This window comes from Paenibacillus sp. FSL H8-0283, from assembly GCF_045040675.1.
In the GTDB taxonomy this organism is placed as follows: domain Bacteria; phylum Bacillota; class Bacilli; order Paenibacillales; family Paenibacillaceae; genus Paenibacillus; species Paenibacillus amylolyticus.
Genome location: NZ_CP150295.1, coordinates 2,226,048 through 2,240,026 on the forward strand (window position 1 = coordinate 2,226,048; position 13,979 = coordinate 2,240,026).

Sequence of the window (13,979 nt, forward strand, 5' to 3'; positions counted from 1 at the left end):
GTTGAGAGTTGTCACTACTTATGGGGTCAATCGATGGTTACAATTATATCAGTTCCGGTCGAATTGAAAAGATATCAGTGCACTGGATTACTATTGTTTTAGGAGGAGAAGAAATGAGCAAACCTATAGATGTTATGGAACAAATAGAAAATCCGTCAATACAAACGGTAGAAAACTTCAATCAACACCCTGGTTTCCGCCGTATGTTTGCCCCAGACCAATTAACAATAGGGCTGTTTTTACCACTAAAATTTTATAAAGGTCACATGGATGTTCTAAAAGGTCAAGCTGACCTCGTGGAAAGCATTGATCAACGAAATTTTGCAGCCGTGTGGGTGCGAGATGTCCCTCTATTTGATCCTGGATTTGGAGATGCCGGGCAGGTATTCGATCCATTTGTTTATCTGGCCTACCTTGCTGCAAGAACCCAAAACGTTTCCCTAGTAACAGGAAGTGCGATCTTCACGCTTCGCCATCCGATTGATTTAGCCAAGGCAGCCGCATCCATTGATGTACTTTCGGGCGGACGACTTGTACTAGGCATTGCATCAGGTGATCGTCCTGCTGAGTTTCCGGCGTATGGGATAGATGGAGAGCATCGTGATGTACGATTCCGGGAGACGGTGGAGTTTTTTCGTGAGCTTATACAGGATAGAACTGGCGCAATTCAATCTTCTCTTGGTCAATTGAAAGGGCTTGAATTGCTCCCGAAACCAGCAACTGGTGGTATTCCGCTCGTTGTGACAGGCTCAAGCAGGCAGTCTTTAGATTGGATTGCGAAGAACAGTGACGGCTGGCTCACGTATCCCGAAGCAACGGCAAACGAATCTGGTCCTCAGATGCTTGGCCATAAGATTAGTGCCTGGCGTGAAAAAATACCTAATGGCATGTTTAAGCCGCATATGACCAACGAATGGATTGATCTGGTGGAAGATGTCAATTATCCTCGAACACCGCTTCGAGGTGGGTACATATTACGTACAGGTCGGGCAGGTTTGATTCAGCTTTTGGAGGAATGGCGAACAGTCGGCGTTAATCATGCTGCACTAGGCATTCATTTTTCGAGTCGGCCTCCTGCTGAGGTGATTCAGGAGTTGGCAGAGGAGGTATTGCCTCTCTTTCCTACGCATGTGAGTCCGAAGCCATTGTTTACAGGGTGGTAGAGCATAAAATTATTGCCCGATGACACAGATGGCTTTTCTCCTCATTTCTGTTAACGATCAGAAGAGGATCGATCCGCTGGCAGCGATAAGGTCAGGGGTTCGATCCCCTAGGTACCATAACGAAAAAGACGTCATTACGAAATATATTATGGCGTTTTTTTCGTTATGGATTGTTCAGGTAGCGAATGCGTAGCTTAGTCCGCGTGCGTGCATGAAGCTGTAAATCGACTCGATACAGCAGATCAGGAATGATGCCAAAGGTATGACACAGTCTTCGTGTAAGCGCTTTAATTTAATATAGACAAGGGATGTCGACGGTGATAATATTGTTTCTATAAGAAACTATATTGTTCTTATCAAATATAATTATAAGGACTTCATTCTTAAGTATACGAATAACGCCCTGTGCTAAAGAATTTTAATTGTTTGGTGCTTGAGCGTAACGAGAGGGATGGGAAATATTATGAGTATAATTGAAACAACAATCGAATCTTTTGACGGTACTCGCCTATATTCTAGTAAAAATTTAGTTAGTGATGCAAAAGCCGCTGTAGTTATTGTTCACGGACTAGCTGAGCATGCAGGGCGCTACGATTATTTGACAGAGAAGCTGAATCAGCGCGGGTTTAGCGTGTATCGCTTCGACCATCGTGGTCATGCCAGATCTGAGGGACAGCGTACGTTCTATAAAAAGTTTGATCATCTTATTGAAGATGTTCATGTCATTGTCGAGGCGGCATTGCAAGAGAGCGGCGATCTTCCGCTGTTTGTCATCGGACATAGTATGGGCGGTTTTGCAACCTCGTCCTTTGGAACGAAATATTCAGGCAAGGTCAAGGGCATCGTACTATCCGGAGCGCTCACTCGTTACAATACAAAAGTTGCCGGAGAACTGCCGATGGAACTTCCTACAGGCACGTATTTCCCGAATGAGCTGGGCAGTGGCGTATGTAGTGATCCCGCAGTTGTATCCGCTTACGCCAAGGACCCACTGGTTGAAAAACAGATCTCTGTAGATTTATTTAATAGTCTTGGAAATGGCATAACATGGCTGAAGGAGAACGCCAAGCAATTTACAGATCCCGTACTTGTTCTGCATGGAGCAAATGATGGACTGGTCAGCGAAAAGGATTCCCGTGACTTTTACGGAGATATCGCTTCAACGGATAAAACACTTAAAATTTATGCTCATCTGATGCATGAGATATTTAATGAACCGACTCGTGATGATGTGATTGAAGAAGCAATTACATGGATTGAAAAACGAATCTGATTTCAGTAGAGTAAGAGAGAATCTGAATATGAAAGGGATTACGCATGAAATTAGATTGGATGGGCGACCATCGGGAACTGATTGAGAAAATTATCAAATACGGTAATGCGTACTCAAACACGTATAATCTGCAGCGAAGTTATGGTACAGACATGATGTTCTCGGCTTCACAGATTCAGACGCTGGAATACATTCTGGAAGCCGAGGACAAGGAAGAGAAGATGTCGGAAATGGCAGCACGCCTGGGCGTAAGCCGCAGTACATTTTCCAAGAACGTGAAGAATCTGACGGAAAAAGGTCTGCTCGAAAAATTTCATTTAAGCGGCAACCGCAAAGACATATACGTCAAACCTTCTGAGAAAGGTCGCGAGGTATATGCGAAGTATACCGAATTTGTAAGGGAACTTTGCTTTGATGAGATTTTCAAGTATGCAGATCAGATTTCAGAAGCGGATAAGCAGAACTTTGTTCGCATCATGGATTTGTTTGCTGACGTGCTCGTCTGGTATGGTGAAAAAGAACAGGAAGCGCGTAAGTTAATCAGAATTGATTCCTCTGAAACATGAACCTAGAAATTAAGGGCACCAGCCCATTCCCTCCGCGAATGTCCGTCATACAGTATAAAGTGCTTGATGTAGCAGAGGCTGTAGGACAATTATTCAGCAGGGAGTGGGACGTGTGAAATCATCAACAAAGCTTACCGGACGGGTTATTTATAAAGGAGATCCGGGATATGAAGCGGCGCGCAAGAACTGGGACCCGCATACGGACAAATTTCCCAAAGTGTTTGTATTTGCCCAACGGACGAAGGATGTATCCAATGCTATCCGATGGGCTCGTGAAAACAATGTACCGATCAGGCCGCGGAGCGGCAGACATGCGCTTGAAGTGAATCTTTCACAGGTGAATGGCGGTATCGTGATTGATGTGAGTGATCTGAATTCCATCAAGCTTGATAAAAAAAATGGAACGGTTGTTGTTGGAACAGGAAACCGAGTGGGAAGAATTGCAAATACCCTTGCCAAGCAAGGTTTCATAGCTCCTTTTGGTGACAGCCCTACTGTAGGGATCGGTGGAATTACATTAGGTGGGGGAATTGGGCCTCTCCAGCGTACGATCGGTCTCATCAGTGATAACCTGCTTGAGGTAGAGATGGTGGACGCCAAAGGAAAAGTGATTCGGGCTAATAAAAATCGTAATTCGGATCTCTTTTGGGCCTCGCGGGGAGGGGGCGGTGGTAACTTCGGAGTATACACCCGCTACAAATTCAAAGTGCGCCGTGCTCCAGCGAAAGCAACTGTATTTAAGATTACCTGGCCATGGGCTCAATTCGAAAAGGTGCTCAAAGTATGGCAGAGGTGGGCTCCCTCTGTGGATACAAGATTGGGTAGCGAATTATCCATCGGACCGAAAAAGGGTGGCAATGTTGTCATGGAGGGGCTGTTCCTAGGGTCAAAAACAGAGGCTCTCCGTCTATTGCAGCCCATTACGAGTGTTGGCACACCGACAAGTTCCATTGTTCGTTTGTTACCTTACACAGAAGTTGTGAAGTTCTTATTACAACCTGATCCGACCGAGACTCAACGGTATAGCAACCAGTTCTCGTCCGGTTTTGGACGAAAACCATTCCCCGACAAAGCGATTAAATCGATGCGATCATTTTTGGAGAACTTGGAAGAGGGACCAGGCGGGTTCTATTTCCTCAACTGGGGCGGAGCGGTAAGTCGCAAAGCGCCTAGATCAACCGCGTTCTTCTGGCGTAAAGAGAAGTTTTACGTGGAATGGACCAGTACGTGGCTCAAACCATCCCATGCCGCCAAAAATATCGCACTCGCTCGTAATACTCGCAAGAAATTGCAACCATACATTGTGGGTTCCTATATCAACGTTCCAGACCAAGGGATCAAGAATTCCGGTCCAGTGTACTATGGAGCCAATTATGCCAGACTGCGGAGAGTCAAAGCCAAGTATGATCCAAAAAATGTGTTCAACAATCCGCAAAGCATCACTCCTGCTCGGATCGTGTAGTCCATGTTCACTTGTCTAATACCTCTTCAATGAGTGAAGAAAACACGCCTTAATTGGCGTGTTTTTTGTTGAAGTGAACTTATTTTCAAAAGAAAACTAAAAAGCCGCCCTCGGTCATATGACCAAGAGCGGCTTCTTCACATGTTAAATACGCATGGCAGTTAAAGCGCTATTAAGCTTTAACTTGTTCTCCAGCAAATACTTCAACGTTCATTGGAGCGGCCATGAATGCTGCTGCTTGTTGAACAAAAGCTTGGAAATGCGCGCTTGTGTTGTGGGAAGCTGTAGCAGCTTCATCTTTCCACAGCTCGATCATCGTGTATTGTTGTTCGCGTTCTGTGCTTTTTGCCAAATCGTAGCTGATGTTACCTTCTTCTTGACGTGTTGCAGCAATCAGTTCTTTCGCAGCTACGAGGAATGTTTGCTCTTGGTCCGGTTTAACTTGCAGATGAGCGTGAATGATAATCATAATGTATAACCTCCATATTGTGTTTGTTTGGAATGTGTTAAGAAAGGGGAAACCGTCCCTGATATTATGCCCAAGTAGTGATTGTTTCTACAGGCAGACGGTAGGATGGGTGACCTTCTTTAGCCGATTTACCGATCGAGATCAACATAACTGGTTGATAACGCTCTTTATCCATGCCGAATGTTTCAGCAATTTGATCTTTTTCGTAACCACCAATTGGATTGGTATCATAACCATGGGCACGTGCAGCGAGCATCAATTGCATGGAAGCAAGACCTGCGTCAATCAAGTTTACGTCACGAAGAGCGGAAGCAGGAATGTTCTCATAATAAGGTTTAACCACATTGATTTGGGCATTCTTAACTTCTTCTGGCATATAACCATGCTCTACAGCTTTACCAAAAATCTCTTCCAAATATTCAGCATTGTTCATATCGATAAATACACCAATAACTGCGGAGGAAGTCAGCACTTGATTTTGATTGAACTTGGCAAGAGGAGCAAGCTTTTCTTTGCCTTCTGCTGTGTCCACAACCAGAAAACGCCATGGTTGCATATTGATTGAAGATGGTGCACGGGAAGCTTCTGACAGAATTTCAGTCATTTCTTCACGGCTGATTTTCACTTCAGGATCGTAAAGTTTAACAGAACGGCGACCGTAGGTAATTTCATTAAAATCATTGGTTTTTTGGAATTTGCTTTGAATTGTACTCATGCATGGATCTCTCCTCTATATATGGGTTTAGAAATTGTTCTGCATACGTTCCAGGAAATCGGCGAGTGATTGAACTTCGTCTTCACTGAAATCCTGTAAAATCTGGTTGATAAAATTGGTCTTCTCAGCTTTGTAGCCTTCAATCTGCTTCCGACCGTGGTCCGTCAAACGAACAAAAGTTACCCGATTATCATCGGGATTCTTACGTCTTGTAACCATCAGGTCCGCCTCAAGCTGTTTCAAGTGGCGTGTAATCGCAGCACTATCAATGTTAATGATTTTCTGCAGCATGGATTGGTTAATCTCATCGACCTGATCCAGCTCATGCAGAATTTCAAAGCGAGAGGAACTGATACCTGTACAGCGTTCGAACTTGGGACTGAGTTTGTTACCCAACACGTTCAACAGATTGATGATTTGTTCTTCTTTGGAAACAATACGTGTCATGACTAGACCTCCCGGGTGAATCTGAATCATGAACAACGGCGTATGTTAACCAATGATTAATGTTGCAGTATACAATGCCATTGCCTAATGATTATTTGGATGCTCTCGAATCATTGATGTATCAATATTTGATGCGTCAATCATTGATGGCTCAATTAATATATCATGCCTTTTATGATTTTGCAACAGGTTAGAAAATGTTGCTGATTCTAGCGTTATTATCCCGCTACGTATACATTGCAGTCCATATATGTTGTCCAAATGGGTAAGTTAATATTGATTGTGCATGTTATTGAGAATTGTTATCAATTGATTTATAATGAAATGAAATATACATACTGAGCGAAAATTACAGGCTCTTCATAAAGAGTAGCAAGAAGGTATGTCGATGTAATATGGCGGGAGGGAAAGTACAGCGGATATGAATTTGAATGATCACATCAGGTTGTGGAATCATGTTTTTGTCAAAATACTGGATGTACGCCAAAACGCTTTGCATCCTGGGGAGAAGTTGAAGAATTATCAACTACCAGCAAGTACCTATCTATATATCACCGACGGAAGTGCACGGATACGAATGGATCAACACAGATACATCGTGGAGGGATTCCACATCATTCATGGAGGCAAGCAGGCGTATTTAAATATGGAGACGGATTCGGGCGTGGCGTATTATATGATTTTGTACAAAGCCATCCCAGCCTTGCCCTGTGGGATGGAAATTCAGTATCTGATGGACCATGAACGTCCGTTTCAGGACCAATATGCACTTGTACCAACCCGTCCGCTACACATGTATCAGTGTATGGAGGAATTGAAACAGGAGTGGGAGCAGTCTACCAAGCTTGCAAAGTTACATGCCAAAACCTTATTTCATCAATGGGTATATCTTTTATTGACAGACTTACACGAACAATCCATTCAGCCACATAAACCGGATACGGTCACACAGGCTATTGAATATATGAATGCTCATCTCCATGAGCCCATAGCTCTTGACGTAATGGCAGAAGCAATGGAATGCAGTGTGGGGCACTTGTCGAGGCTGTTCAAACAAAAGTTAAACATCAGTCCCATCCAGTATCTTGGACAGATTCGAATGGAGAGGGCCGCACATCTTCTGGTGCATACCAGTGCAACGCTGCAACAGATTGCAGAACAGATCGGCTATCCGGATGCACATTCACTGAGCCGTAGCTTCAAAAAAATAAAAGGGCTTTCTCCAATTCGCTACAAAAAAGGAGTAAGCCAACGGTTAAACAAGTCGAAACACCCATTGGTATTGAACAACAAGCAAGATTTGCCCAGTGTAATGCAAGAAAATGCCCTTCATTCGTTACATTCCCATCTATATAATGATATTGATTATCAATATCAAAAGAGTGTTGGAGGGGAATTAATAATGCAAGGAAAATTCAAAATGACAGCACTAAGCATGATGTTGTGTCTCACGCTATTGCTCACGGCCTGTTCCAGTCCAGCGCCGTCTGCAAGTGGTACGCAAACAGAGACCAATGCGACTACTACACAATCGGGTAACCAGGCAACGGAGGCAGGGAAATCGACCGCACAGCCGGAGACGCGGACCGTCTCTACAATGAGGGGAGATGTGGTAATCCCGGCCAATCCGCAGCGTGTTGCTTCAGATCAATATATGGGGTACCTGCTGAAACTGGGCATAGTACCGGTTGGTGTAAGAACATTTATGCTGAACGAAGGATGGATTGAAAAGTCTGGCATTGCTACTGATGTTATAGCGGGTATTGAGGATTTGGGAGGAGAGTTCCCAATGAATCTGGAGAAGTTAGTGTCACTTGAGCCGGATCTCATCATCGGTTCCATTGATAAAAATATTGAGGATTACGAAAAAATTGCAACGACCGTCTTTTTACCTTATTGGGAAGGTGATAAAACTTCTGGCCCATTGGAAAAGCTGCGCCGGATTGCTGGTGTTTTTGGAAAAGAGAAGGAAGCAGAGCAATGGATCACGACATATGAAGAGAATATCGAAGAGACTAAGAAGCAGATTGATGGTGTAATTAAAGAAGGCGAGACCGTATCCATCATACAAATAGGGTACAAAGCGTTGTATGTACTTGGTGCAGAAGGCGGGAACTATGGTAGTTCCACGATCTATGAGATGCTGAAACTGCCTCCAACTCAGCAAGCACTCGAAATGAAGGATGGATTCGAGACGATCTCCCTTGAAGTACTGCCTGAGTATATGGGAGATCATATCTTCTTATATGGTTCGGGTAGTGAGGACGCCAAAGAGATCCTGAACAGCGAGGTTTGGAAACGTCTGCCTGCTGTGCAGAAAGGACAAGTCTACACCTATGGTTCCTTGGATGGTACAGAGGATGAGTTCGTCATGGAAGATCCCTATTCACTGGAGTTGCAGTTGGATAGTATAAAGAATTTACTATTGGGAGCTGAAAAATAGAGTGTAATCAGTTCACATAGAATCGGATCAGAACAGGGAGGGGACGTGAGCATGAAGGAAAATGATTGGATCAAACAACTGGAGCAACTACATTTCTCTGCTGTCCACGTCTGCCATTACTCTAGCAATCCGGGGGCTGTTCAGCGTCGGATCTGGAAAAGGTTCGCCATTTGCAGGGTCATCGCGGGCAAAGGATCTTTGTCTATGGATAACATTGTACATACGGTATCTCAAGACGAGTGGTTTTTGTTGAAGCCAGGAATGCATGTGGAGTTTCAGACGGATATGGAAGCACCTGTCCGATATCAGATCATTTTATTTTCCTGTGTTACACTTACCCGGCGTCGGAATGCTTGGCATACCGAGGCATTTGATCTCCCTGTGACGGGCAAGCTTAATGTTCCTTCCAATACACGTGATATTCAGGAGATGATGGATACCCTGATGAGTGGAAAACACTCGTTTACGAGTCTGGAAAAGACGCGCAGGAAACATCTTTTGCATCAGTTGTTGATTCAGTTAATGATGCATGTGAATGAAGCAACACCCCCTGTAGCGGGGATGGATTTGGCACTTGATTATATGACGCATCAGTATATGGAAGACATTCGAATTGATCAGATGGCCCGCGTGGCAGGGCTTAGTGTGAATCATTTTATAAGAACATTCAAACGGCAATTAAACATGACTCCGATTGAATATATATTGAAACTACGTATGGCAAAGGCCAAGCAGCTGTTATTTTCTTCAGATAAAATCAAGGATATTGCAGAGCAAGTGGGTTATAAGGACGAGCACTATTTCAGCAGAGTTTTCAAGAAAAACGAAGGAATCGCCCCAACGTTGTATATGAAAAATAAAGTGAATCGCATTGCCACCTTGTATTACGGGTTGGACGATTATGTGATAACGCTTGGTTTGAGGCCAGTATCGGCTTTATCCTATGGTCAGAGGGTGGCTCGACATGTTGCCATACCTGCGCTTCAAGCACACAGTCATCAGGGACTTATTCTGGATAGCTTCAATCAGAACTATGATGATTTGAGGCGAGTCCAACCGGACCTGATCATTACAAGTGATCGTTTGGAGCCAAATGACTCCCTGCATCGTATCGCGCCTACCACCATGCTGGAGCACACCAACCATTTTGGGGAGAGGCTTCTGTATATGGCGGACATTATGGGCCGCACCGAACAGGCCGTACAGTGGATAGAACAACATGCTGAACTGAGCCGGGTTCTTCGAGGGCGCATTCAATCGAGGTGGGGGAAACAGAGTGTCATGTTCATCCGGGTGACTTCTCATTTCTACCGAATGTATGGATTGAACAACCAGACAGGGGCCCTGTTGTATGATGATCTGGGATTTTATTTGCCTCGTGATTTTCCGGAACAACAGTGGGCTGTAGAGAGTAAAGTTTGCGATTTGCAGTTATACGACGCGGATCATGTGTTTGTAATGGTCGATCCCACAGAAGAGGCACGTGCTCAACTGAGGCAATTACAGCAATCCAGTGAATGGTTGGCATTAAAGGCTGTTCAAGAAGGACATGTATATAATGCAGGAGATATTTTTTTCAAAACGCTGGGTCCCACCGGACGCATGTGGGCCATGCGATATGTGGCAGAGCAACTTGGGGTTACCTTACGGTGATATTGTGCAAGAGAAGAGAGTGGAATAATCCATGGTAAGCCTGTATGCTTTTCCCTACTATAGTGATAATGATTATTATTATTAAATAGTAGAGGGGATTTACTACAAATGGTAAGACAGAGAGCAACAACGATGATACTGTTGGCCCTGCTTGTGCTCGTTCTGACGGCATGTAGCAAGGCATCAGAAGTAACAGAAGCAACGCCTCCGCAACAGGATACACCTGTGGAAGAGAGTGGTACGCAAACGATTGAGCATCTTAAAGGAACAACGGTTGTACCGCAAAAAATAGAGCGTATGGTGGTATTATCTGCTGCTTACATCGATCACATGTTGACGATTGGTGAGAAACCAGCAGGCGTTAATGTAGAAGTTCGTTACGGAGGAGATTATTTGCCTTACTTTGCAGATCAGCTTGCCGGCATTCCAACGGTAGGGTCTGCAGACAGTCCTAACCTGGAGGCTATCCTTCAGATTGATCCGGATGTCATCGTTATTGAGAGTCGAACTGCGGAGAGTACGTATGATCAGTTGGAGAAAATCGCTCCGACGATTGTACTTGGTACTGAATGGCTGGATTTTGTTGATGATACAACATATTGGACACAGGATCTGTTGACCATTGCCGGGATGTACAACAAAGTGGATCTGGCAAAAGAAAAGATAGCCGAGGTAGAGCAGCAGGCGAAGCAATTAAAAGCGAAGATCGAACAACTGGATCAAAAAAAGTTGGCTTATCTGCGTGTAAGAGAGAAGACCTTACAAATTTACGCGGCAAAAGGACATCCAACCAACACACTTTTGTATCATGATCTTGGATTTGTACCAACGACTGTGACACCTGCCGAACAACGTGAGGACCTGTCCATGGAGAAAATTGCAGATGTGGATGCTGATTTCGTAGTTCTGGAGATTGACCCGAATGCCGATGAGTATGTAAACAACATCAACGCAAGCTCACTCTGGAAGGCAGTGCCGGCTGTCGGTGCAGATCAGGTCTATACGACAGACTCGTTCTGGTTGTTTAAGGGCTGGGGAGCGATTGGGCGAAGCGAGATTATCAACGAAGTTGAAGAGATGATTCAATAGATGAGACATTATCCAAGACATGATTATTCAGAGATGTCGGAAGTGTTACAGCAATTTTTTGTGACGACGATCCAAGTGGACTGCGATGATTCCAAGTATCCTTTCCGTGTGAAGGATCTGCTGAATGAAGAGAAACGAAACTTGATATTGCGTGAACAGGCTATGCAGCAAGGGCTTCAATTGGGCGGAAGAGGAAGTGCGGCCGTCGGTACACTTTTTGCCAAACGTTACTCCGTATTCGTGATGTCCGTAATTTCAGCATTCAGTCTATACGATACTATACTTAGCGTTGCAGACGATGATGTGCGGTTTGAATTGAATGGTGCAGGTGGCATGCGATATGAGACTCTGCTGGAGAGAACCTCTCTGGAGGGTGAAGATCCTGTTCAGCGCAGGTCAGAGAGTGGCTTGCTCAAGAAAAGAGTGCTGCTACATCTGGAACCTGTCCTGCGAGCGGTAGCCGTCGCTACAAGAGCGAGCGATAAGGTCATGTGGTCTCTGGTTGCCCATAATGTGCAACAATTGTATGCACGTATGATCAATGATCAGAGCATTTGGAAGACAGATGAACGGCTTGCAAAGATTCAAGAAGATCAAAGCCTCTGGCTGGATCGGCAAAACGATAATGCATGTACATTTGCCAATGAGCTGCAGCGCTTCGAACATTCCGGGTGGCAGGGACCTCCGTTCCTGCTACGCCGATATTGTTGTTTGGCTTATCTGGTTGGAGACGGAAGTCATACACATGGGTATTGTGACAGTTGTCCGAAGCTGGATTCGGAATCCCGATTGCGTAAACTTCTTCAGCAGTGAACAGACACTCTTGTACCGCATGGTACGAATCTGTTTCAGACAAACCATGTTCTCTTCGGTTTCCAGTGGATAGAATCTATGATCTACAAGTTACACAACCTGCAGCGGCTTGAGCCAGCGTCTGCGGGTTTGTTGGCTTTGTACAAGGTCACGATACCTTTGCATCGAGGTATAGTATTCGTTATACTTCAAGTTATTGATCAATTAATCACTAACTATTGGAGGGCGGATTATCATGGCAAAGGATAAAGCAGCGTCGGTTAACCGGCGAAATGATATTATCTCTGCAGCAATTGACGTCTTCGCGGAAATTGGCTATTATCGTGCGACTACAGCCCAGGTGGCTGAACGGGCACAGATCTCACAGCCGTATATATTTCGTTTTTTCAAAACAAAAGAAGCTTTATTATTAACTGCAATTGAGGTCTCATGGACACGGGTGATTGATTCGTTTCGAATTGTGGTGGAGATGGCGACACCAGATCAGTTAGAGAATGATCTCATTGAAGCCTATGATAAAATTCTGGAATCGCACAAGAGCGAGATCTTGCTTCAGATGCAGGCGCAAACGATCCGGGAGGAAGTCATTCGTCAGGCTATGCAAAAAGGTATTAGTGATGTAAGAGCCATGGTACTGGAAGCTTTCACCGTTGCAGGAATTGCTGAACCGCTAAAAAGAACCATGATTTTTCTGGCAATCGGGATGTTGTGTAATGTATCTAATGCACTGGATATGCCAGAGTTGAAGGAACGATAGAGAGGGAGGTAAAGTCCCTTTTTATATTCTAGTTATTGATCAATCACTAAATATAATGGATGAAAGAGGATGATATATGATGAAAAAAGCTTTTGTGATTGGAGCCACAGGTGGAACAGGTGCAGCGATTACGGAGGAATTGATTAGACGAGGGATTTCTACGATCGCATTTGGGCGCTCACGTCAAAAACTGGAGCAACTTGCGGTAAAGTTGGGATCTCCAGATCACCTGCAAATCGCAGTGGGAGATGCATTTCGGTCGGATGATATTATCGTTGCTTCCCAGGAAGCGGATGTCCTGTTTCATTGTGCGAACGTCCCGTATAACGAGATGGAGAGCAAGCTGATTCCGCTAGGCGAATCCGTAATGGTAGCGGCAGAACACTTGGTTCTGAAAGTGGTGGTAATAGACGGAATTTACCCCTATGGCAGAAGACAAATGAACGAGGTAACCGAAGAACATCCGAAACAGCCACATACCCGTAAAGGCAAGATACGACTTGCCTATGAACAGATGTTATTCAGCACAAGTTGGAGCAGAGCTCAGGTGATGATCGTTCGTTTGCCAGATTATTATGGCCCATCGGCTAATCAAGCTTCCTATCTGGGTTCAACCCTTGAAGCGATAGCAAAAGGAAAGATGGCTTTTTTTATCGGGAATATGAACGTGCCGAGAGAGTATATTTATTTGCCGGATGCTGCGGTCATGGTGGTGGAGCTGGCAAGCAGAGAGATGACGTATGGACAGAACTGGAACATTCCTGGATCGGGGATCATCTCGGGTCATGACATCGTGCGATTGGCACAGAAGGCTGCAGGAAGAAGTAAACCTGTGATGGCGTTAGGAAGAGTGGGATTGTCTTTGATTGGACTAGGTGTACCCGTTATGAAAGAAATTGTAGAAATGTTATATCTGACTGAGGAACCCCTGATTCTGAGTAGACAGAAGTATGAGGAACGGATTGGCCCGGTTGTGGCAACATCTTTTGAGGAAGGAATTGCGTTGACGATTAAGGAGTTGGAGTTGCAGGGGGAGTAGAGGGGAATATATTTTTTGGAGAAAAGTAATTGATTGATCACTAACTGTGAAGGTTTCATAGGTATATTGAATAGGGGGGCGCACAAAGCT

At 44.6% G+C, this 13,979-nt stretch carries 13 protein-coding genes; 10 read left to right on the forward strand and 3 right to left on the reverse strand.

Annotated features, from left to right (window positions below; all coding sequences use genetic code 11):
* The first annotated feature begins 113 nt into the window (after window positions 1–113).
* The 4 genes from MHI52_RS10140 to MHI52_RS10155 all read left to right on the forward strand — a co-directional run bounded on the left by MHI52_RS10140 (window position 114) and on the right by MHI52_RS10155 (window position 4,464).
* Window positions 114–1,163: an LLM class oxidoreductase gene (locus tag MHI52_RS10140; protein WP_282322043.1), complete on the forward strand. Its 1,050-nt coding sequence runs from the start codon at window positions 114–116 to the stop codon at window positions 1,161–1,163.
* Window positions 1,164–1,626: 463 nt separating this feature from the next.
* Window positions 1,627–2,436, forward strand: coding sequence for an alpha/beta hydrolase (locus MHI52_RS10145; protein ID WP_282322041.1), 810 nt, complete (start codon window positions 1,627–1,629; stop codon window positions 2,434–2,436).
* 44 nt (window positions 2,437–2,480) lie between these two features.
* Window positions 2,481–3,002 carry a MarR family winged helix-turn-helix transcriptional regulator gene (locus MHI52_RS10150; protein WP_282322040.1) on the forward strand — a complete coding sequence of 174 codons (522 nt, stop codon included), beginning with the start codon at window positions 2,481–2,483 and terminating at the stop codon, window positions 3,000–3,002.
* A gap of 112 nt (window positions 3,003–3,114) precedes the next feature.
* Window positions 3,115–4,464 carry an FAD-binding oxidoreductase gene (locus tag MHI52_RS10155; RefSeq protein ID WP_076252273.1) on the forward strand — a complete coding sequence of 450 codons (1,350 nt, stop codon included), beginning with the start codon at window positions 3,115–3,117 and terminating at the stop codon, window positions 4,462–4,464.
* Between the two features lie 172 nt (window positions 4,465–4,636).
* Here MHI52_RS10155 and MHI52_RS10160 read toward each other — a convergent pair whose 3' ends face one another.
* The 3 genes from MHI52_RS10160 to MHI52_RS10170 all read right to left on the reverse strand — a co-directional run bounded on the left by MHI52_RS10160 (window position 4,637) and on the right by MHI52_RS10170 (window position 6,095).
* The gene (locus MHI52_RS10160; protein WP_405158960.1) at window positions 4,637–4,933 is read right to left on the reverse strand and encodes a putative quinol monooxygenase; all 297 of its coding nucleotides are present in this window, start codon (window positions 4,931–4,933) and stop codon (window positions 4,637–4,639) included.
* A gap of 64 nt (window positions 4,934–4,997) precedes the next feature.
* Window positions 4,998–5,648 (reverse strand): nitroreductase family protein, encoded by a 651-nt coding sequence (locus tag MHI52_RS10165; protein ID WP_405158961.1) that lies wholly within the window; start codon window positions 5,646–5,648, stop codon window positions 4,998–5,000.
* A 27-nt stretch (window positions 5,649–5,675) separates the two neighbouring features.
* Window positions 5,676–6,095: a MarR family winged helix-turn-helix transcriptional regulator gene (locus MHI52_RS10170; RefSeq protein ID WP_036609779.1), complete on the reverse strand. Its 420-nt coding sequence runs from the start codon at window positions 6,093–6,095 to the stop codon at window positions 5,676–5,678.
* Window positions 6,096–6,540: 445 nt separating this feature from the next.
* On the opposite strand from MHI52_RS10170, the gene MHI52_RS10175 reads away from it, so the two are divergent.
* The 6 genes from MHI52_RS10175 (at window position 6,541) to MHI52_RS10200 (ending at window position 13,889) form a co-directional block, all read left to right on the forward strand.
* Window positions 6,541–8,538: an ABC transporter substrate-binding protein gene (locus MHI52_RS10175; protein ID WP_405158962.1), complete on the forward strand. Its 1,998-nt coding sequence runs from the start codon at window positions 6,541–6,543 to the stop codon at window positions 8,536–8,538.
* A 51-nt stretch (window positions 8,539–8,589) separates the two neighbouring features.
* Window positions 8,590–10,191 (forward strand): helix-turn-helix domain-containing protein, encoded by a 1,602-nt coding sequence (locus MHI52_RS10180; RefSeq protein ID WP_405158963.1) that lies wholly within the window; start codon window positions 8,590–8,592, stop codon window positions 10,189–10,191.
* A 108-nt stretch (window positions 10,192–10,299) separates the two neighbouring features.
* Complete coding sequence (locus MHI52_RS10185) at window positions 10,300–11,280, forward strand: ABC transporter substrate-binding protein (RefSeq protein WP_036609773.1); 981 nt, start codon at window positions 10,300–10,302, stop codon at window positions 11,278–11,280.
* Window positions 11,281–12,093: a (2Fe-2S)-binding protein gene (locus MHI52_RS10190; protein WP_036609771.1), complete on the forward strand. Its 813-nt coding sequence runs from the start codon at window positions 11,281–11,283 to the stop codon at window positions 12,091–12,093.
* 235 nt (window positions 12,094–12,328) lie between these two features.
* Complete coding sequence (locus MHI52_RS10195; RefSeq protein ID WP_036670036.1) at window positions 12,329–12,850, forward strand: TetR/AcrR family transcriptional regulator; 522 nt, start codon at window positions 12,329–12,331, stop codon at window positions 12,848–12,850.
* 79 nt (window positions 12,851–12,929) lie between these two features.
* On the forward strand, window positions 12,930–13,889 hold the full coding sequence (locus tag MHI52_RS10200) for an NAD-dependent epimerase/dehydratase family protein (protein ID WP_405159377.1): 960 nt from the start codon (window positions 12,930–12,932) through the stop codon (window positions 13,887–13,889).
* Window positions 13,890–13,979: the final 90 nt, after the last annotated feature.